Source organism: Alkalisalibacterium limincola (genome assembly GCF_008017755.1).
GTDB classification, from domain to species: Bacteria; Pseudomonadota; Gammaproteobacteria; order Xanthomonadales; family Xanthomonadaceae; genus Alkalisalibacterium; species Alkalisalibacterium limincola.
On the sequence record NZ_VRTS01000013.1, the window covers coordinates 19,380 to 39,908 of the forward strand.

Sequence of the window (20,529 nt, forward strand, 5' to 3'; positions counted from 1 at the left end):
AACCCGCGTAGCCTACAACGGCCGACCCAACGGCACGTTAACGGAATGATAACGCAGCCCGGTGCAATTGCAATATCCCTTTCACAGCAAGCACATCCGACGCGCGGCCACGTCCTCCCGGCACCCCGGCAAGCGCCCCGGAATCTATTTTCGCCTTGTCGGGCCCGCCGAATGCAGGCACCTTAGTCGTTGACCTACGCAACCGTATCCAATGACCCAGCCCAAATATCCGAACCTCCTCGCCCCGCTGGATCTGGGCTTTTGCACATTGCCCAACCGGGTCCTCATGGGATCGATGCATACCGGCCTGGAGGACAAGCGTCGGGATTTCCCCAAGCTCGCCGCCTATTTCGCGGAACGCGCGCGCGGTGGCGTGGGCCTCATGGTCACCGGCGGCTTTTCGCCGAACGTCACCGGCTGGCTGGTCCCGTTCTCGGGCAAGCTCAGCTGGCGCTGGGAGGTCGGGAAGCACAAGCAGGTCACGTCCGCCGTCCACGCCGAGGGCGGCCGGATCTGCATGCAGCTGCTGCACGCGGGACGTTATGCCTATCACCCGTTCTCGGTGTCGGCCTCGAAGCTGAAGTCCCCGATCAACCCCTTCACCCCGCGCGAGCTAAGCCATCGTGGCGTGGAACGCCAGATCTCCGCCTTTGCCCAATCCGCCCGCCTCGCCCAGGCTGCGGGCTACGACGGCGTGGAGGTGATGGGTTCGGAGGGCTACCTGATCAACCAGTTCGTTGCACCCCGCACCAACAAGCGCAACGACCGCTGGGGTGGCAGCCCGGAAAAACGCATGCGTTTCGCGGTGGAAATCGTACGTCGCATCCGTGAGGCGGTGGGCAGGGACTTCATCATCATCTACCGGCTGTCCATGCTCGACCTGGTCGAAGGCGGCTCGGACTTCCAGGAAATCGTCGCCCAGGCCAAGGCGGTCGAAGCCGCCGGCGCCACGATCATCAACACCGGCATCGGCTGGCATGAAGCCCGGATCCCCACCATCGCCACCTCGGTGCCCCGGGGCGCGTTCACCGGGGTCACCGCCAAGCTCAAGCCCCATGTTTTCGTGCCGCTGGTCGCCACCAACCGGATCAACATGCCCGACGTGGCCGAGCAGGTGCTTGCCGCGGGGCAGGCCGACCTGGTGTCCATGGCCCGGCCGTTCCTGGCCGACCCGGAGTGGGTCAACAAGGCCGCCGCCGGGCGGGCGGACGCCATCAACACCTGCATCGCCTGCAACCAGGCCTGCCTGGACCATGTCTTCGCCAACCGTCGCGCCAGCTGCCTGGTCAACCCGCGCGCCTGCGCCGAGACCGAACTGGTCTACACGCCCACCACCGCACCGAAGCGGGTCGCGGTCGTCGGAGCGGGGCCCGCAGGCCTGGCCTGCGCGACGGTGGCCGCCGAACGTGGGCACGAGGTCACGCTGTTCGACGCGGCCGCCGAGATCGGCGGCCAGTTCAACCTCGCCAAGCGCATCCCGGGCAAGGAGGAGTTCGAAGAGACCCTGCGCTACTTCCGCCAGCGCCTGAATGCCACCGGGGTCAGCGTATTCCTTGGCAAGGAGGTTTCAGCCGAGTCGCTGCAGGGCTTCGATGAAGTCGTGCTGGCGACCGGGGTGCGACCGCGCAGGGTGGACTTCCCCGGCGCCGATCACCCGAAGGTGGTGGGTTACCTGGACGTCCTCGAGGGGCGCGTGAAGCCCGGCGCGGCCGTCGCGATCATCGGCGCGGGCGGCATCGGATTCGATGTGGCGGAGTTCCTGGTCCATGAGGGGCCCTCCCCGACGCTCGATCAGCGCGCTGGATGGCCGAATGGGGCATCGACCCGGAGTTCGCCACCCGCGGTGGCCTGGTGCGCCCCGAGCCCGAGCCACCTGCCCGCAAGCTTTGGCTGCTGCAACGCAGTGAAGGAAAACCGGGCGCCGGCTGGGCAAGACCACCGGCTGGATCCACCGGGCGACGCTGAAGCAAAAGGGAGTGAAGGCCCTGGGTGGCGTCGAGTACCTGGGCGTCGACGACAACGGATTGCGCATCCGGGCCGAAGGCAAGGAGCGCACCCTCACCGTCGACCATGTCGTGGTCTGCGCCGGGCAGGAGCCGCGTCGGGACCTCGTGGACGCGCTGGGCGCGCTCGGCGTGGAAGCCCACCTCATCGGTGGCGCCGATGTCGCGCTCGAACTCGATGCCAAGCGGGCCATCGACCAGGGATCGCGCCTCGCCGCACGCTTTTAAGGCGTACGGCTCTGGCCGCTGTCCCAACGATGCTGCGTTAGGTGCTTGAAAGACCGGCCAATTGTGTTCAGCCGGGAGTTCATCTGTTAAGCTGGCGTTATGCGTCGACCCGATAGGGTGCCGCGCATTCAAGCCGAGCCAATGGCGGTTCGGCCGTGCGTGCCTTCAAGGAGGCACGCACTGGATCCAGACCAGGGACAGGTCGACGTACGGATCCTCCCCATGACGCCAGGCTGGCGAGTCCTCCCCAACGCTTGATCGACGGTCGCAAGGCCGCCGGGACGAGTGCGGGAACGCCGGCGCAACGGAGCAAGGAGCAAGGCCATGAAACTCGCTTGGCTACTTTGGTTGGCCCAAGTGCTGCCGCAACCCGCCGGTGACCAGCTTTGCCTGGCCACCACGCTGTACCTGGAGGCACGCGACCAGCCGGTCGCCGGCCAGCGCGCCGTGGCCGAGGTGGCCCTGCGCCGGCAGGACAGCGGCGTGTGGGGCGACTCGATGTGCGATGTCGTCACCGCCCGCTCGCAGTTCGCGCCGACCCTGGTGCACCCGGGCTACCGCCTGCGCAACGCAAACGCATGGGAAAAGGCGGTGGCCATGGCCTTCGACGCACAGCGCGAGTGGTCCCTGCCCCAGGGCGAGCGCAAGGAGCTGGTGCCCGGCGCCAGCCACTTCGCCGCGCACAACCTGGTCAGCCCCGCCTGGGCGAACGAGCCGGTGGCGGTGATCGGCGACCACAGCTTCTACCGGGTGATGCGCCTGTAGGCTTGCATCATCACTGCGTCGCTGACTGGAAACCCCGCCCGAACCGGCGGGGTTTCTTCGTTCAGGCCACGGGGTCGGCGCGAATGAGCCCGCAGGCTTCGGCAAGCTTGCCGGCAGCGTGCTCGGCCGCGTCCTGGAAGGGGTGGAAGATCTCGTCGGCGCCGGCCTCCTGGAGCCAGGTCGACTCCACCCCGGAGTGCGCCGTCAGCGCAAGCTTTCCGGTGAAGCCCTGCCGACGCAACAGCATGGCGAGATTGCGATCGACCTCGCGGTCACGCAGCGTGCTGACGATCCAGCGCGCCGAACGCAAGGGCAGGTGCGCCAGGAACTCCTCGTCGTCGGCATCCCCGAACACCACCGGCACCTTGCAGCTTGCAGATGCCGAGAGCACCTCGGGGTCGAAGTCCATGCCAAGCACGCGCAGGCCATGCTCCTCCAGCCGCTCGGCCAGCCGGCGCCCGTAACGCCCCATCCCGATGACGATGACGTCGGCGCTCACCCCGACCTCCTCCGCCCCCTGCTCGCGGAACGGCACCTTGCGCTCGAATACGCCCAGCCACGGCTCGAACAGCGCGTAGAGCTTGTGCGAGTAGAGGATCATGTAGGTGCTGGCGGTGATCGTCACCAGCCCCACCAGGGTCACCAGGCCAAGCGCCGCATCATCGACATGGCCGATCGCGACGCCCATGGCGACGAAGATGATCGAGAACTCGCTGATCTGGGCCACGGTCAAGCCGGCCAGGAAGCCAGTGCGCTTGCGGAAGCCCATGTAGCCCATGATCGCCATGACGATGATCGGGTTGCCGATCAGCACGAACAGCGAGAGCACGATCGCGGCCGGCACTTCCGCACCCAGCGTGCTCATGTCCAGCTGGGTACCCAGGTGGACGAAGAAGAACAGCAGCAGGAAGTCGCGCAGGCTCGACAGGCGTGAACTGATCGCCTCGCGGAACGGCAGGGAGGCCAGCGAGAAGCCGGCCAGGAACGCGCCGACCTCCTTGCTGAAACCCAGCCACTCCCCGCCGGCAGCCAGCGAGGTGCCCCAGGCGATCGCGAAGATCAGCAGCAGCTCCTGCGAACCGGCCATCCAGTGCAGCACACGGGGCAGCACGAAGCGCATCAGCAGGCCGACCAGCACGCCCATCGCCAGCACCTTGCCCACAAGCTCCAGCGCGCTCATCCACCACGCCGTGTCGGCGTCGGCCCCGCCCTGCGTGCCGACCACCATCATCGCCAGCACCACCGCGATGTCCTGCACGATCAGGAAACCCATCGCGATGCGCCCGTGCAGCGAATCGATCTCGCGCTTGTCGGAGAGGAGCTTGACGATGATGATCGTGCTGGAGAAGGTCAGCGCGACGGCGACGTACAGCGCGCGCAGCCAGCCCATGTCCATCGCCACCGCGATGCCGAACCCGACCACGATGGTGAAGGCCAGCTGGCCCAGGCCGGTGGCCAGCGCCACCGCGCCCAGCTTTCGGATCAGCTTGATGTCGAGCTTCAGCCCGACCACGAACAGCAGCACCGTCACGCCGATCTCGGCCAGCAGTTCCATCGGCTCGTGGGCACTGACCCAGTCCAGAACCGCTGGTCCGGCGAGGATGCCGATCAGGATGTAGGCGACGATGACGGGTTGCTTGAGCCGCAGTGCGATCAAACCGAGGATCGAGGTCGCGAACAGCAGCAGGGTGATTTCGTTGTACATGGCAGGCGTCGTCGCTGGGGCCAAGGTCGATGCAGACATTAGCACCCGGACCGTGCCCGCCATTGGAGGCAGCTCAAAAAAAAAGGCCCGGGACGATGCCGCCCCGGGCCTGGTCCAGCATGCGTTTTCGGGTCTGCCTAGCCGCGCTTGTCCAGCGGCACGAAGTCGCGGTCCTCGGGGCCGGTGTAGTTCGCGCTCGGGCGGATGATCTTGCCGTCCACGCGCTGTTCCATCACGTGCGCGCTCCAGCCCGAAGTGCGGGCGATGACGAACAGCGGGGTGAACATCGCCGTGGGGACGCCCATCATGTGGTAGGCCGATGCGCTGAACCAGTCGAGGTTCGGGAACATCTTCTTCATGTCCCACATCAGCGTCTCGATGCGCTCGGAGATGTCGAAAAGCGTCTCGTTGCCGCCTTCCTTGCACAGCTTGCGGCTGATTTCCTTGATGATCGGATTGCGCGGGTCGCTGACGGTGTAGACCGGGTGGCCGAAGCCGATGACGATCTCCTTGCGCTCGACGCGTGCACGGATGTCGGCCTCGGCTTCGTCGGCGCTCTGGTAGCGGGCGATGATGTCCATCGCGACCTCGTTCGCGCCACCGTGCTTCGGGCCGCGCAGTGCACCGATCGCGCCGGTGATGCACGAGTACATGTCCGACCCGGTACCGGCGATGACGCGCGCGGCGAAGGTCGACGCATTGAACTCGTGCTCGGCATAGAGCACCAGCGACTTGTCCAGCGAGTCGGCCTGCAGCTGGGTCGGCGGCTTGCCATGCAGCAGGTGCAGGAAGTGCGCGGCAATCGACTCGTCGTCGGTATCGGTGTCGATGCGGCGGCCGTTGTGGGTGAAGTGGTACCAGTACAGCAGCATCGAACCGAAGCTGGCCATCAGCCGGTCGGCGATGTCGCGCGCACCCGGCGCGGCATGGCCCTCCTTCTCCGGAAGCACCGTGCCCAGCACCGAGCAACCGGTGCGCAGCACGTCCATCGGGTGGGCATTGGCCGGGATCAGCTCCAGCGCCTCGGTGACGATCGCCGGCAGGCCGCGCAGGCTGGCCAGCTTGCGCTTGTAGGCGGCCAGCTGGCTGAAGCTGGGCAGGTGGCCGTGCACCAGCAGGTGGGCGACCTCCTCGAAACCGGCCTTCGTGGCCAGGTCCTTGATGTCGTAGCCTCGATAGGCCAGGTCGTTGCCGGTGCGGCCGACGGTGCACAGCGCGGTGTTGCCGGCGGCGGTACCGCTCAGGGCCACCGACTTCTTCGGCTTGGGCAGGGTGCTCGGGGTCTCGGACATGCGTGGGGCTCCTTGGCTCACTTGGTCTTGCTGAAAAGGGCGTCGAGGTGCTGCTCGAAGGCGTGGTAGCCGATGCGGTCGTAGAGCTCCTCGCGGGTCTGCATCGTGTCCAGCACCGCCTTCTGGTGGCCGTCGCGGCGGATCGCTTCGTACACGCTCTCCGCCGCCTTGTTCATCGCACGGAACGCGGAGAGCGGATAGAGCTGGATCGCCACGCCGACCGAGGCCAGCTCGTCGCGGGTGAACAGCGGCGTCTGGCCAAACTCGGTGATGTTGGCCAGCACCGGTGCGCCGACCTCGTCGACGAAGCGCTTGTAGGTGTCGAGGTCGTAGGCGGCCTCGGCGAAGATGCCGTCGGCGCCGGCCTCGACGCAGGCGATCGCGCGCTCGATCGCGGCATCGACGCCGTGCGAGGCGATCGCATCGGTGCGCGCGATGATGAAGAACGCTTCGTCGGTGCGCGCGTCGGCGGCGGACTTGACCCGGTCCGCCATCTCCTGGGTGGACACGATCTCCTTGCCCGGCCGGTGGCCGCAGCGCTTGGCGCCGACCTGGTCCTCGATATGGCAGGCCGCGGCGCCGAACTTGACCAGGCTCTTCACCGTGCGCTCGATGTTGAACGCGCTGGGACCGAAGCCGGTGTCGATGTCGACCAGCAACGGCAGGTCGCATACATCGGTGATGCGCCGCACGTCGGTGAGCACGTCGTCGAGCGTGTTGATGCCCAGGTCGGGCAGGCCCAGCGAGCCGGCCGCCACTCCGCCGCCGGACAGGTAGATCGCCCGGTAACCCGCACGCTTGGCCAGCAGGGCATGGTTGGCGTTGATCGCGCCGATCACCTGCAACGGCGACTCTTCGGCAAGCGCGGCGCGGAATCGCGCGCCGGGGCTGGACTGGCTCATGCGGGGTTCCTGTCGGAAAACCGCCATTTTAGCGCACCGCCGCCATCCCGGTCCGGGCGGACCTGGCTCACCCCTTGCGCGGCTTGAGGTCCGAACCCTGCTCCAGCGCCCGCTTCACCGCGTCCAGCGCACCGGGATCGTCCAGCGTGGACAGGTCACCCGGATCACGCTGCTCCACCAGCGCCTGCAGCGAGCGCCGCAGCAGCTTGCCGGAGCGCGTTTTCGGCAGCGCCTCCACCAGGTAGATGCGCGCAGGCCCCGCCACCGCACCCAGCTGGTCGACGATCCGGGCGCGGATGGACTCGGCCGCCTGTTGCCGGCCATCCGTATCGCCGGCGGACTGGCGCAGCAGCGCGAACACCACGGGCACCTGGCCCTTGGTCTCGTCAGCCGCTCCGATCACCGCGGCTTCCGCCACCAGTGCGCAGCCCGATGCCGACTCCTCGATCTCGCGCGTGCCCAGACGGTGCCCGGCGACATTGATGACGTCATCGGTGCGCCCGAGGATGAAGTAGTACCCGTCCTCGTCGCGGATCGCCCAGTCCAGCGAGCTGTAGAGCAGTTCCTTGAAGTGGCTGAAGTAGCTCGACAGGAACCGCTGGTCGTCGCCCCACACGGTGCTCAGGCAACCCGGCGGCAGCGGCGGCACGATCGCCAGGACGCCCTTCTCGCCCGCGGCGCACTCCTCGCCGCTGACCTCGTTGATCAGCTTGAGCCGGTAGCCGAGGTTGGGTAGCCCGGGCGAACCGAGCTTCGATGGCTTGAGATCGACGCCCGGCAGCAGGCTCAGCACCGGCCAGCCGGTCTCGGTCTGCCAGTAGTTGTCGATGATGCGCTTGCCGATCGTCTCGCCGGCCCAGCGCGCGGTCGGCTCATCCAGCGGCTCACCGGCCAGGAAGACGTACTGGAGCTTCGACAGGTCGTGTCGGTGGATGTGGTCCGGGTCCTGCTTCTTCAACACCCGGATCGCGGTCGGCGAGGAGAACAGCGTGCGCACGCCGTGCTCGGCGCACAGTCGCCACCAGATGCCCGGGTCGGGCGAGGTCGGCAGCCCCTCGTAGATGATCGAAGTGGCACCGGCGATCAATGGCCCGTAGACGATGTAGGAGTGGCCAACGACCCAACCCACGTCCGAGGTGGTGAACATCACCTGCCCCGGGCCGATGTCGTAGACGGCCCGCATGGACAGCGCCAGCGCCACCGCGTAGCCGCCGGTCTCGCGCTGCACGCCCTTGGGCTTGCCGGTGGTGCCGGAGGTGTAGAGCAGGTAGCTGGGGTGGCTGGCCTCGACCCAGGCCACCGGCACCTCGACCCCCTCGTGCTGCTGTCGCAGGCGGTCGAAGTCATGGTCGCGCCCGGCCTGGAGCTCGAGCGCGTCGTCGAGGCCGCGGTTCACCACCAGTACCGCACCGGGCGGATGCGCACACGCCTCCAGCGCCCGGTCGACCAGCGGCTTGTAGCGGATCACCTTGCCAGCGCGCATGCCCGCGTCGGCGCACACCAGCACCTTGGGGCGCGCATCATCGATGCGCAGCGCGAGGTTGGGTGCGGCGAAGCCACCGAAGACCACCGAATGCACCGCACCGAGCCGCGCGCAGGCAAGCATCGCGAAAGCCGCCTGGGCGATGTTGGGCATGTAGATGACGACCCGGTCACCCTCCTCCACCCCCAGGCCCGCCAGCGTGGCCGCGAAGGCGTTCACTTCGCGATGCACGTCGCGGTAGCTGTAGCTGCGCTGCTCGTTGGTCTCGGTCGACACCGCGATCAAGGCAGGCTGGTCGCCGCGCTGTGCAAGGTGGCGATCGACCGCGTTGTGGCACAGGTTGGTGCGCCCCCCGACGAACCAGCGGCGGAACGGGGGATTGGAGTAGTCGAGGATCCGCTCGGGCGGTGTTTCCCAGTCGATCGCCCCGGCCGCTTCGGCCCAGAACGCCTCAGGCTGCTCGATCGAGCGGCGATAGACGTCTTCGTAGCGCATGGCGGATACCTGGCCGGCGGGAGCGTCCTGCAAGCCTAGTGCGGGTGCAGCGCGCGGACCCTGCGACCTTCGTCGTATCCCTGGCCACATTCCGTCGACATGCCCCTGCCGGCAAACGAGAACGGGCGACCCGAAGGCCGCCCGTCCGACATCTCATGCCAGGTAGGCTCAGCCCAGCAGGTGCGCCACGCCCTGGCGCTCTTCCTCGAGCTCGGCCAGCGTGTGGTTCATGCGCTCGCGGCTGAACTCGTCGATGTCCAGGTCCTGCACGATCGTGTACTCGCCATCCTGGCAGGTCACCGGGAAGCCATACATGACACCCATCGGGATGCCGTAGCTGCCGTCGGAGGGAATGCCCATCGTGGTCCACTTGCCATCGGTGCCCAGCACCCAGTCGCGGATGTGGTCGATGGCGGCATTCGCCGCCGAGGCCGCCGAGGACAGGCCACGCGCCTCGATGATCGCCGCACCGCGCTTGCCGACGGTGGGCAGGAAGGTGTCGCGGTTCCAGGCCTCGTCGTTGATCGAGTCCTTCAGCGACACGCCATCGGCATGCGCGAAGCGGTAGTCCGGGTACATCGTCGGGCTGTGGTTGCCCCACACGATGAGCTTCTCGATGTTCTTCACCGGCACGCCGGCCTTGCCGGCCAGCTGGCTGAGCGCGCGGTTGTGGTCCAGGCGCAGCATCGCGGTGAAGTTGCGCGCCTTCAGGTCCGGGGCCGACTTCATCGCGATGTAGGCATTGGTGTTGGCCGGGTTGCCGACCACCAGCACCTTCACGTCGCGGCTGGCCACCTTGTTCAGCGCGGCGCCCTGGGCGGTGAAGATCTTCGCGTTCTCCAGCAGCAGGTCCTTGCGCTCCATGCCCGGGCCACGCGGTCGTGCGCCGACCAGCAGCGCGATGTCGGCGTCCTTGAACGCGACTTCCGGGTCGTCGGTGCCGACCATGCCGGCCAGCAGCGGGAACGCGCAGTCCTCGAGCTCCATCATCACGCCCTTGAGCGCGGCCTGGGCCTTCTCCATCGGCAGCTCGAGCATCTGCAGGATCACCGGCTGGTCCTTGCCTAGCATCTCGCCCGAGGCAATGCGGAACAGCAGGGAATAGCCGATCTGGCCGGCGGCACCGGTGACGGCAACACGGACGGGGTTCTTCATGGGGAGGTCTCCGAAAACTGATATGGGGCCAAACGGCCCCGCGGAAGTGAAGGGGTTACTGCAGTTCGGCGAAGAAGCTGCGGATGCGCTCCAGGCCATCGGCCAGTTGCGCGGTCGGGCAGGTGTAGCTGACCCGCAGCGCGCGCGGCTCGCCAAAGGCCGAACCCGGCACGCAGGCCACGCCCTTGGCTTCGAGCAGCGCGTCGCACAGGTCGACGTCGTTGTTGATCGCGCGGCCCGAGTGCGACTTGCCAAACGCACAGCTGATGTCGGGGAAGACGTAGAACGCGCCCTGCGGCATCGGGCATTCCACGCCGGGGATCGAGCGGAACATGCCCACGACCTGGTCGCGCTTGGCCTGGAACTCGACGCACTTGGACTCCGGCACGTCCTGCGGACCCGACAGCGCCGCGACCGCACCCGCGGTGACGATCTCCGGGATGTTGGTGATGTGGTTCGAATTGAGCGTCACCACCGCCTTCGCGATCGACTCCGGGCCGGCCATCAGGCCGACGCGCCAGCCGGGCATGCCGTAGGTCTTCGACAGCGAGTCGACGAAGATCACCCGGTCGCGCAGCTCGGGACGGGCATTGATGAAGTTGTGGTAGCCGACATCGTCGAAGACCATCTTGTTGTAGATGTCGTCGGTGATCACCCAGGTGTCCGGGTGCTTCACCAGCACGTCGGCAAGCGCGGCGATCTCGTCCTTCGTGTAGACCATGCCGGTCGGGTTGGACGGGTTGTTGAACAGGAACAGCGCCGGCTTGGAGGCCAGTGCCTCGTCGAGCTGGGCAGGGGTCATCTTGTAGTCCTGCTCCGGCGGACACGGCAGCAGCTTGATCTTCGCGCCGACGATCTCGGCGATGTCGACGTAGCTGGTCCAGTACGGGGTCGGGAACGCGACCTCGTCGCCCTCGTCGAGGATCGCCTCGAACAGGTTGTAGAGGATGTGCTTGGCACCCACGGCCACCGCGCAGTTCTCGCGCGCGTAGCCGGTCAGCCCCAGTCCCTCCATGTGCCCCAGGAAGGCGTCGAGCAGTCGAACGTCGCCGCGGTTGGAGCCGTAGGAACCCGAGTCGTGTTCCAGGGCGTCGCGCACCGCCTGGTAGACGTGCTCGCCGGGCAGGAAGTTCGGTACGCCGATCGAGAAGCTCACGACGTCGCGACCCTGGGCCTGGAGCTGCTTGGCCTTGTCGAAGATCTGCATGATCGCGCTGGGCTTGGCGCGGCCCACGCGGGCGGCGAGCTTGGGCATTTCGGGTCCTCGAATCGGGTGGGAACGGGGTCGGGCAAGCCCCCGATTCTAGCATGCAGGCCTCAGCCCGCTCTCCCCCGGGAGGCCCGGCGGCGGGACGCCCGCGCATGCAGGACGGCCTTCTCCAGCTCGACCAGCACGAACACCACCAGCGCGACGATGGCGATCCACAGCCAGTGCCCGGCGGCTGGCATCGCGGTACCGAACACCGCCTGCGCCGGCGGCCAGGCGGTGATCGTGCCCTGCATGAGGAGCAACGCCCCGACACACACCCAGGCCCAGGGGTTGGCGAACAGGGCCTGCGGCGTCCAGCCTGGCGACACCCAGCGGCGTGCGCAGAACAGGTAGGCCAGCTGCGCGGCCACCAAGGTGTTCATCGCGACGGTGCGCGCCACCTCGGCGCCTGCACCGGAATCGATCGCCATGCGGAACGTGGCGAACACGCCGACGGTCATCAGCACCCCCACCCAGGCCACGCGCCAGCCCACGTAGGCCGTCACCAGGCCCCGACCCGGCGGCCGCGGCGATCGCTGCATGACCTGGCCCTCCGGCGGCTCGAACGCCACCGCCATGGCCAGGGTCACGGCGGTGACCATGTTGATCCAGAGGATCTGCACCGGCGTGATCGGCAGGCTCATGCCCATCAGGGCGGCCACCAGCACCACCAGCGCCTGGGCGGCATTGGTCGGCAGGATGAACATCAGCGCCTTGCGGATGTTGTCGTACACGCCCCGCCCCTCCTCGACGCCGGCGACGATCGAGGCGAAGTTGTCGTCGGCCAGCACGATCTCGGCCGCCTGGCGCGAGGCCTCGGTGCCCTTGATGCCCATCGCCACGCCGATGTCGGCGCGCTTGAGCGCCGGGGCGTCGTTGGCCCCGTCGCCGGTCATCGCGACCACCGCGCCGCCTGCCTGCAGCGCTTCCACGAGGCGCAGCTTGTGCTCGGGCGTGGTGCGGGCGAAGACGCTGCACCCGGCCGCTGCTTCCCTCAGGCCATTCGCGTCGAGCTTGTCCAGTTCCGGACCGGTCATGACCCGCTCACCGTCACCAATACCCAACTGTCCGGCGATGGCCTTCGCGGTGGCCGCATGGTCCCCGGTGATCATCGCCACCCGGATGCCGGCGCTGCGGCAGGCCGACAGCGCGGCAGGAACCTCCTCGCGCGGCGGATCCTCGAAGGCGACGAAGCCGAGCAGGCAACCACCCTTGGCCAGGTCGTCAACGTGCAGCCCCTTGCCGCCGCCCAGTTCGCGCGCGTGCTCGGCGAAAGCCAGCACGCGGTATCCCGACCGGGCGAGTCCTTCCATGCGCGCCATCCAGGCCTCGGCATCCAGCGCCACCGGCTCGTCACCGTCGAGTGCCTGGTCGCAACGCGACATCACCGCCTCCGGGGCACCCTTGAGGCAGACCCGTTCGCCGTGGGCGGTCGCCATGAACTTGGCATCGGAGGAAAACGGCAGCATCGCGTCGCGGGGGTTCGCATCCCGCACGCCGGCCACGTCCAGGCCCGAGTCGAGCGCCAGTTGAACCAGGGCGCGCTCCAGGGGGTCCCCGGCATGCGCATCCTCGGCCACGTCGTTGCACAGCACCGCGGCCTCGAGAAGACGACGGTGGCCGCTGCGCGCGGGGTCGACTTCGTCGGGAGGCCACGCCTGTGCAGCCGTGGCGATCTTTCGGGCCACCAGTTCGTTGCGGGTCAGCGTGCCGGTCTTGTCGGTGCAGATCACGCTCACCGCGCCCAGGGTCTCCACGGCCGGAAGCCGTCGCACCCCGGCCTTGCGGGCCGCCATGCGCTGCACCCCGATGGCCAGCGTCACCGTGATGATCGCCGGCAGGCCTTCGGGAATCGCCGCCACGGCCAGGGCCACGCCGGCCAGGAAGGCGTCGCCGATCGGCGTCGCATGCCACCACACCGCCACCAGCCCCATCGCTGCGGCAACCGCCAGGATCAGCACGGCGAGGCTGCGCCCGAAGCGGGTGATGTCGCGCAACAGTGGCGTGGTCAGCGTCCCGACGCCCTCCAGCAGGTGGCTGATGCGGCCCAGCTCGGTCGCCTCGCCAGTGGCCACCACCACGCCACTCCCCTGTCCCAGGGTCACCATGCTGCTGGCGTGCACCAGCGAGGCACGCTCCGCGAGCGCGCGTCCTCCGGGTCGGCCGAGGCCGACTTGTCCACGGGGACCGACTCGCCGGTCAGGGCGGCCTGGTCGACCTGCATGCCGTGCGCCTCGATCATGCGCAGGTCGGCCGGGACGCGGTCGCCGGCCTTGAGCGACACCAGGTCGCCGGGCACCAGCGTTTCCGCCGGCTCCACCGTCCAGCGTCCCCGGCGACGGACGCGCGCCTTGGGCGCGAGCATGCGGCCGATCGCCTCCATCGCGCGCTCGGCCTTGCCTTCCTGGATGAAGCCGATCAGTGCATTGACCAGCACCACGGCAAGGATGACCGCCGCGTCGACGCGGTGTCCAAGCACCAGCGCCGCCACGGCGGCCACCAGCAGCAGGTGGATCAGGACGTTGTTGAACTGGGCCAGCCATCGCCGCCACGCGGGCCGGGGCGGCGGTGCGGGAAGGCGGTTCTCCCCGTAGCGTTCGCGGTGCTCGCGCACCTGCTCCTGGTCGAGCCCCCCGGGGCCCGAACCAAGCCGCTCCAGGACCTCGGCGGCTTCAAGCGCATGCCAGGGCACCGGTGCATCGGCCGGGTCGGGATTCGTGCGCTCGTCTTCCAGGGCAGCCATGCCCCAAAGCTACCGCAGCCGGGGGCTTCCCACCCGACTGCGGTCAAAATCGGATCCTCAGCGCGCGTCGAGCACCTTGTTCCATTCCGCGACGCGGTCGGCCTTGGCGGCAATCACGGCGTCGGCATCCCCTTCGAGCTCGACCTTCTCGATCGCGTCACCGCCCTGGATCGCATCGACCACCTTCTGGTCGGCATCGGACTCCACCTTGCCGAACACGGTGTGCTTGCCGTTGAGCCAGGAGGTTTCCACGTGGGTGATGAAGAACTGGCTGCCGTTGGTGCCCGGGCCGGCGTTGGCCATCGACAGCACGCCGCGCTCGTGCGGCAGGTCCGGGCTGCACTCGTCCTCGAAGCGGTAGCCCGGGCCGCCCCGGCCACTGCCCTCGGGGCAGCCGCCCTGGACCATGAAGTCGGGGATCACCCGGTGGAAGCTCAGGCCGTCGTAGAAGCCGCGCCTCACCAGGTTGACGAAGTTGGCGACCGTCAGCGGGGCCTTGTCCGGGCGCAGTACGACGCGGATCGGGCCGCGGGAGGTGGTGAAGACGGCGGTGAGCTGGGACATGGGGAAACCTCGGGGATCGATGGGAGGGAAGTGCCCGGGGGGCCCGGGACGCGGCCGACGGCCGGCTGAACACGAATAATGCCATGCAGCCCGGAAAACCGCTGCAGCGCAACATGATCGCGTTATACTGCTCGACTTCCCTGCCAAAAGTGCGCCTGCCGGCGCGGTATCCCCATGTCCATCGAAAAGCTCCGCAATATCGCCATCGTCGCCCACGTCGATCACGGCAAGACCACCCTGGTCGACCAGCTGCTCAAGCAGTCGGGCACCTTCGACGAGCGCCACCAGATGACCGAGCGGGTCATGGACAGCGGCGACATCGAGAAGGAGCGTGGCATCACGATCCTGTCGAAGAACACCGCGATCCGCTGGAAGTCGCCCGAGGGCGAGGAATACCGCATCAACATCGTCGACACCCCGGGCCATGCCGACTTCGGCGGCGAGGTCGAGCGCGTGCTGTCGATGGTCGACTCGGTGCTGATCCTGGTCGACGCGATGGACGGCCCGATGCCGCAGACGCGCTTCGTCACCCAGAAGGCGTTCGCGATGGGCTTCAAGCCGATCGTCGTCATCAACAAGGTCGACCGCCCCGGCGCGCGGCCGGACTGGGTGCTCAACCAGACCTTCGACCTGTTCGACCGCCTGGGTGCCACCGAGGAGCAGCTCGACTTCACCGTGGTCTACGCGTCGGGCCTCAACGGCTACGCCGGCATGGAGGACACGGTGCGCGAGGGCGACATGACCCCGCTGTTCCAGACCATCGTCGACAAGGTCTCCCCGCCGCCGGTCGACCTGGAAGGCCCGTTCCAGATGCGCATCACGTCGCTGGACTACTCCAACTACGTCGGCATCATCGGCGTGGGCCGCATCCAGCGCGGCACCGTGCGCACCAACCAGCAGGTCACGGTCGTCGACCGCGAGGGCAAGAACCGCAACGGCAAGGTGCTGCAGGTGCTGGGCTTCATGGGCCTGGAGCGCCATGAAGTGAAGGAGGCCCGCGCCGGCGACATCATCGCGATCTCCGGAATCGACAAGCTGGGCATCTCCGAGACCGTGTGCGACACCGCAGCACCCGAGCAGCTGCCGGTGCTGACGGTCGACGAGCCGACGATCTCGATGACCTTCCAGGTCAACGACTCGCCGTTCGCCGGCGTCAAGGACCGCAGCGGCGGCAAGTTCCTCACCAGCCGCCAGCTGCGCGACCGCCTGATCCGCGAGACCCAGCACAACGTCGCGCTGAAGGTCGAGGACACCGAGGATGCGGACAAGTTCAAGGTGTCCGGCCGTGGCGAGCTGCACCTCTCGATCCTGATCGAGACGATGCGCCGCGAGGGCTACGAGCTGGCCGTCTCGCGCCCGGAGGTGATCATCAAGGAGATCGACGGCCAGATGATGGAGCCGTTCGAGTCGCTGGTGGTCGACATGGAGGAGCAGTTCCAGGGCGGCGTGATGTCGCGCCTGGGCGAGCGCAAGGCGCTGCTGCAGAACATGGAGCCCGACGGCAAGGGCCGCGTGCGCCTGGACTTCATCATCCCGGCGCGTGGCCTGATCGGCTTCCAGACCGAATTCCGCACCATCACCGCCGGCACCGGCCTGCTGTTCCACGTCTTCGACCACTACGGCCCGAAGAGCGAGGGCTCGATCGGCCAGCGCCAGAACGGCGTGCTGATCTCCAACGCCACCGGATCCTCCCCGGCCTACGCACAGATCGCGATGCAGGAGCGCGGCCGGCTGTTCATCGAGCCGGGCGAGGAGATCTACGAGGGCCAGATCGTCGGCATCCACTCCAAGGACAACGACCTGACGGTGAACGCGCTGCGCGGCAAGCAGCTGACCAACTTCCGCGCCTCGGGCACCGACAAGGACGAGGGCCTGATCCCGGCGATCAAGCTGTCGCTGGAGCAGGCGCTGGAGTTTATCGACGACGACGAGCTGGTCGAGATCACCCCGGCGCAGATCCGCCTGCGCAAGAAGCACCGCACCGAGAACGACCGCAAGCGGGCCTCGCGCGTGGCGTGATGCGACTTCGCTTGAAGGTGTGACCGGAGGGGGCCGATACTGGCCCCCTTTCCTTTGGTGGAGGCCGCATGGCCAGCAACGGCGACAACGCGAATGCCAAACTGGCGGTGCTGATCGACGGCGACAACGCCCCGCCCTCGATCGCCGAGGGGCTGATGTCGGAGATCGCCCGCTACGGCATCGCCAGCGTCAAGCGCGCCTACGGCGACTGGACCACGCCCAACCTCAAGGGCTGGAAGCAGGTGCTGCTGGACCTGTCGATCCAGCCGATCCAGCAGTTCCGCTACACGGTCGGCAAGAACGCGTCGGACAGCGCGCTGATCATCGACGCGATGGACCTGATGCACACCGGCCGCTTCGACGGGTTCTGCATCGTTTCAAGCGACTCCGACTTCACCCGCCTGGCCAGCCGGCTTCGCGAGCAGGGCCTGACCGTCTACGGCTTCGGCGAGCGCAAGACGCCCTCGCCCTTCGTCTCCTCCTGCGACAAGTTCATCTACACCGACCTGCTGGGCGCGCAGTCGGCCGAAACCAGTCCGAGGAAGCTCGACGAGAAGGCGCTGCACGCCGACAAGCGCCTGTCGAAGCTGCTCGCCGAGGCGGTCGACGATGCCTCCGACGAGGACGGCTGGGCGCAGCTGGGCCCGGTGGGCAGCCACATCGCCAAGCAGGCGCCGGACTTCGATCCGCGCGTGTGGGGCTACCGCAAGCTCAGCGACCTGGTGCGTGCATTGAGTGCCTACGAGGTGGAGGAGCGTGGCGGCAACGGCCAGTCCACCTCGATCTACGTCCGCGCGCGGCCAGTGGGCTCCGAGGTCGCGGCGAAAAGTCGAGCCGTCGGCGCAGGAGTTCACGATGAACGACGCGGCACCCGCCCCGACCGCGATCCACGCCATCGCCCAGATCGCGGTGACCTGCCACGACGTCGAGCGCGCCACCGCCTTCTACCGCGACGCGCTGGGTTTGCCGTTCCTGTTCGCCGCCGAGGGCATGGCCTTCTTCCAGTGCGGGCCGACGCGGCTGATGCTGAGCCTGCCCAGCGCCGAGGAGTTCGACCACCCGACCTCGCTGATCTACCTCGCCGTCAGCGACATCGAGGCCCGGGTGCGTGAAATGAAGGCACGCGGCGTCGAGTTCCGTCGCGAGGCCACGCTGACCCACCAGGCGCCGACCTATGCGCTGTGGCTGGCCTTCCTGCGCGACAGCGAGGGCAACACCCTGGCGCTGATGGAAGAGAAGGCGAACCGCTTCGGTGCGACCCCACCGTCCGGCGTGGCGGACGCCTGAAGCGCAGCGCCGATCGGTGGGCCGCCCCGGCCCTAGCGGACCGGGGCGGCGAGCTGGGCGTGCTTGCGCACGATCAGCATCGCGATCTCCAGCGACTGCTCGTAGTTCAGCCGCGGGTCCACCGTCGAGCGGTAGGCGCGCGTCAGGTCGGCCTCGACAAGCTCGCGTGCCCCGCCGAGGCACTCGGTGACGTCCTCGCCGGTGAGCTCCAGGTGCACGCCGCCCAGGCGCGTGCCCGACGCGGCATGCAGCTCGAACGCCTGCTCGAGCTCGCTGCGGATGTTTGCAAAGCGCCGGGTCTTGTAGCCGTTGCTGGTGGACTCGGTGTTGCCATGCATCGGGTCGGCGATCCACAGCACGCGCCGGCCCTCGCGGCGCACCGCCTCGAGCAGCGGAGGCAGCTTCGATTCGACCTCGCCCGCACCCATGCGATGAATCAGGGTCAGGCGGCCGGGCTCGTCCTCGGGATTGAGCAGGTCGATCAGCGACAACAGCTTGTCCGGCGTGACGGTCGGACCGACCTTGATGCCGATCGGATTGCGGATGCCGCGCATGTATTCCACGTGCGCGTCGTCCGCCGCGGCGGTGCGCATGCCGATCCACGGGAAATGCGTGGACAGGTTGAACCAGCCCCACTGCCTGGGCACCTCGCGGGTCATCGACTCCTCGTAGGGCAGCAGCAGCGCCTCGTGCGAGGTGAAGAAGTCCACGCGATTGAGGTTGTGCACTTCTTCGCCGGACAACGTTTCCATGAAGCGCACCGAATCGCCGATCGCGTCGACCATGCGGTGGTACTCCGCCGCCAGGTCCGAACGACCGACCCAGCCCAGCTCCCAGTACTCGGGATGGTGCAGGTCGGCGAAGCCACCATCGATCAGCGCACGGACGAAATTCATCGTCATCGCCGAACGGGCGTGGCCCTTGATCATGCGCCGCGGATCGGGGCGACGCGAAGTCTCGTCGAAGCCCGGCGCGTTGATGAAGTCCCCGCGGTAGCTCGGCAGCGTCACCCCGTCCCGGGTCTCGGTGTCGGCCGAGCGCGGCTTGGCGTACTGGCCGGCGAAGCGCCCCACCCTGACCACCGGCAGGCGCATGCCGTGCACCAGAACCAGGCTCATCTGCAACAGGACCTTGAGCCGGTTCGAGACCAGGCCCGACTCGCAATCGGCGAAGCTCTCGGCGCAGTCCCCGCCCTGCAACAGGAAACGCTTGCCCTCCTGGGCCTCGGCAAGCTGGCGCTTGAGGCTCAGGATCTCCCAAGAGGTCACCAACGGCGGCAGTCGGCGCAACTCCGCCAATGCATCGGCCAGGGCGGCGGCATCCGGGTAGCTGGGCTGCTGCCGCGCCTGGAATGCCTGCCAACTGTCCGGGGCCCAATCGATGGGCAGACTGACGGGCTGGGGCTGGGTGTCGCGAGGGCTCATTGATCGATCACTGCTGCGTTGCATCAAAGAATGATGCCACATGGACGTCGTCGCGCAATGAAAGCCCTGCTCAGCGCCGGTGCAGGCCGGCAAGGACCGCCCACGCACCGAGCACAACGAACGCGATCAGCGTCCACGCCGGCATCGACAGACCGAGGAAGGTCCAGTCGATCTCGGCACACTCGCCCGACCCGGTGAACACCCGCCGGATCACTTCACCGATGCCGAAGGCCTCGCGCATGTACTCGAGGCTCATCATCGAGCATGCGGGAACCTCGTCGGCAGGCAGGTTCTGCAGCCATACATGGCGACCGGCCACACCGGCGCCGACCCCCGAGGCGATCAGGCCCAGCACCCCGAACCCGATGCGCAGCGGTCCGGGACGCGGGCCCACCACGGTGCCGGCGAGGAACACCAGGCCCAGGGCGATGACGGCCATGCGCTGGAAGACACACAGCGGGCAGGGTTCGAGGCCCAGGCCGTGCTGTGCGTAAAGCGCGTAGCCCATCAGGCCGACACAGGCCAGGAAGCCGGCGCCGAAGCGCTGACGAAACGACCAGGCAAGGGGATTGGGAGACATCATCGCTTCCAGGCTCGTGGGTCGGGACAGCATTGGGGAATCGGGATTGGGGAATCGGGCGCCACGCTACCGCAAGCCGACCGCCCGCGCGAGCGCGGTAGCAGCCCAGATAGACCGCCAGGCGCCCCAGGGGTTCCCTCCGCTCCGACGGCACCCACAAAAAAACCCCGGCGAACCGGGGTTTTCCGTGCACGGCGCGAGCGCCGGCAGAAAGCAGCTTACTCGGCCGTCTGGCCCTCGCCCGCGTCGCTGCGCGGACGGTCCACCAGCTCGACGTACGCCATCGGCGCGTTGTCGCCCGGGCGGAAGCCGCACTTGAGGATACGGACGTAACCGCCCGGACGCTCCTGGTAGCGCGGACCCAGTTCGACGAACAGCTTGCCGACCGCTTCCTTGTCGCGCAGGCGCGAGAAGGCGAGGCGGCGGTTGGCGACGCCGTCGATCTTGGCCAGGGTGATCATCGGCTCGGCGACCCGACGAAGTTCCTTCGCCTTGGGCAGCGTGGTGCGGATGAGCTCGTGCTTGAACAGCGAGGCTGCCATGTTCTTGAACATGGCCTCGCGGTGGGCGCTGGTGCGGCTGAACTTGCGGCCGGATTTACGGTGGCGCATGGCTGATTATCCTATTCTCTAAAA

15 protein-coding genes and 2 pseudogenes are annotated in these 20,529 nt (G+C 67.9%); 5 read left to right on the top strand and 12 right to left on the bottom strand.

The window, feature by feature from the left end:
- Nucleotides 1-211: 211 nt before the first annotated feature.
- A pseudogene (locus FU658_RS13685) lies at nt 212-2,231 on the top strand (oxidoreductase).
- 324 nt (nt 2,232-2,555) lie between these two features.
- The gene (locus tag FU658_RS13690) at nt 2,556-2,996 is read left to right on the top strand and encodes a cell wall hydrolase (RefSeq protein ID WP_147892591.1); all 441 of its coding nucleotides are present in this window, start codon (nt 2,556-2,558) and stop codon (nt 2,994-2,996) included.
- Between the two features lie 61 nt (nt 2,997-3,057).
- Here the strand turns inward: FU658_RS13690 and FU658_RS13695 are convergent, their stop codons facing one another.
- The 9 genes from FU658_RS13695 to FU658_RS13730 all read right to left on the bottom strand — a co-directional run bounded on the left by FU658_RS13695 (nt 3,058) and on the right by FU658_RS13730 (nt 14,584).
- Nucleotides 3,058-4,701: a cation:proton antiporter gene (locus tag FU658_RS13695; RefSeq protein WP_147892592.1), complete on the bottom strand. Its 1,644-nt coding sequence runs from the start codon at nt 4,699-4,701 to the stop codon at nt 3,058-3,060.
- Nucleotides 4,702-4,838: 137 nt separating this feature from the next.
- On the bottom strand, nt 4,839-5,993 hold the full coding sequence (gene prpC / locus FU658_RS13700) for a bifunctional 2-methylcitrate synthase/citrate synthase (protein WP_147892593.1): 1,155 nt from the start codon (nt 5,991-5,993) through the stop codon (nt 4,839-4,841).
- Between the two features lie 17 nt (nt 5,994-6,010).
- Nucleotides 6,011-6,895, bottom strand: coding sequence for a methylisocitrate lyase (gene prpB / locus FU658_RS13705; protein WP_147892594.1), 885 nt, complete (start codon nt 6,893-6,895; stop codon nt 6,011-6,013).
- A gap of 67 nt (nt 6,896-6,962) precedes the next feature.
- On the bottom strand, nt 6,963-8,873 hold the full coding sequence (prpE, locus tag FU658_RS13710) for a propionate--CoA ligase (protein ID WP_147892595.1): 1,911 nt from the start codon (nt 8,871-8,873) through the stop codon (nt 6,963-6,965).
- A 168-nt stretch (nt 8,874-9,041) separates the two neighbouring features.
- A complete protein-coding gene (locus tag FU658_RS13715; RefSeq protein ID WP_147892596.1) occupies nt 9,042-10,028 on the bottom strand; it encodes a malate dehydrogenase in 987 nt (328 codons plus the stop codon).
- A gap of 55 nt (nt 10,029-10,083) precedes the next feature.
- Nucleotides 10,084-11,283 carry a pyridoxal phosphate-dependent aminotransferase gene (locus FU658_RS13720; protein ID WP_147892597.1) on the bottom strand — a complete coding sequence of 400 codons (1,200 nt, stop codon included), beginning with the start codon at nt 11,281-11,283 and terminating at the stop codon, nt 10,084-10,086.
- 62 nt (nt 11,284-11,345) lie between these two features.
- Complete coding sequence (locus FU658_RS13725; RefSeq protein WP_222708460.1) at nt 11,346-13,400, bottom strand: cation-translocating P-type ATPase; 2,055 nt, start codon at nt 13,398-13,400, stop codon at nt 11,346-11,348.
- Nucleotides 13,379-14,020 carry an HAD-IC family P-type ATPase gene (locus FU658_RS14890; RefSeq protein WP_222708461.1) on the bottom strand — a complete coding sequence of 214 codons (642 nt, stop codon included), beginning with the start codon at nt 14,018-14,020 and terminating at the stop codon, nt 13,379-13,381. Before FU658_RS14890 ends, FU658_RS13725 begins: the two co-directional genes overlap by 22 nt.
- A gap of 57 nt (nt 14,021-14,077) precedes the next feature.
- A complete protein-coding gene (locus FU658_RS13730) occupies nt 14,078-14,584 on the bottom strand; it encodes a peptidylprolyl isomerase (protein WP_147892598.1) in 507 nt (168 codons plus the stop codon).
- 174 nt (nt 14,585-14,758) lie between these two features.
- On the opposite strand from FU658_RS13730, the gene typA reads away from it, so the two are divergent.
- The 3 genes and pseudogenes from typA (at nt 14,759) to FU658_RS13745 (ending at nt 17,890) form a co-directional block, all read left to right on the top strand.
- Entirely contained in the window at nt 14,759-16,603 is a 1,845-nt protein-coding gene (typA, locus tag FU658_RS13735; protein WP_147892599.1) for a translational GTPase TypA, read from the top strand.
- Between the two features lie 68 nt (nt 16,604-16,671).
- Nucleotides 16,672-17,403: pseudogene (locus FU658_RS13740) on the top strand (NYN domain-containing protein); the annotation flags it as partial.
- A gap of 55 nt (nt 17,404-17,458) precedes the next feature.
- Entirely contained in the window at nt 17,459-17,890 is a 432-nt protein-coding gene (locus FU658_RS13745) for a VOC family protein (protein WP_147892600.1), read from the top strand.
- Between the two features lie 32 nt (nt 17,891-17,922).
- Here FU658_RS13745 and FU658_RS13750 read toward each other — a convergent pair whose 3' ends face one another.
- From FU658_RS13750 to rplQ, 3 genes are all read right to left on the bottom strand, one after another.
- Entirely contained in the window at nt 17,923-19,314 is a 1,392-nt protein-coding gene (locus tag FU658_RS13750; protein WP_147892601.1) for a class II 3-deoxy-7-phosphoheptulonate synthase, read from the bottom strand.
- 70 nt (nt 19,315-19,384) lie between these two features.
- Entirely contained in the window at nt 19,385-19,894 is a 510-nt protein-coding gene (locus FU658_RS13755; RefSeq protein ID WP_147892602.1) for a disulfide bond formation protein B, read from the bottom strand.
- 218 nt (nt 19,895-20,112) lie between these two features.
- Nucleotides 20,113-20,505, bottom strand: coding sequence for a 50S ribosomal protein L17 (gene rplQ, locus FU658_RS13760; protein ID WP_147892603.1), 393 nt, complete (start codon nt 20,503-20,505; stop codon nt 20,113-20,115).
- Nucleotides 20,506-20,529: the final 24 nt, after the last annotated feature.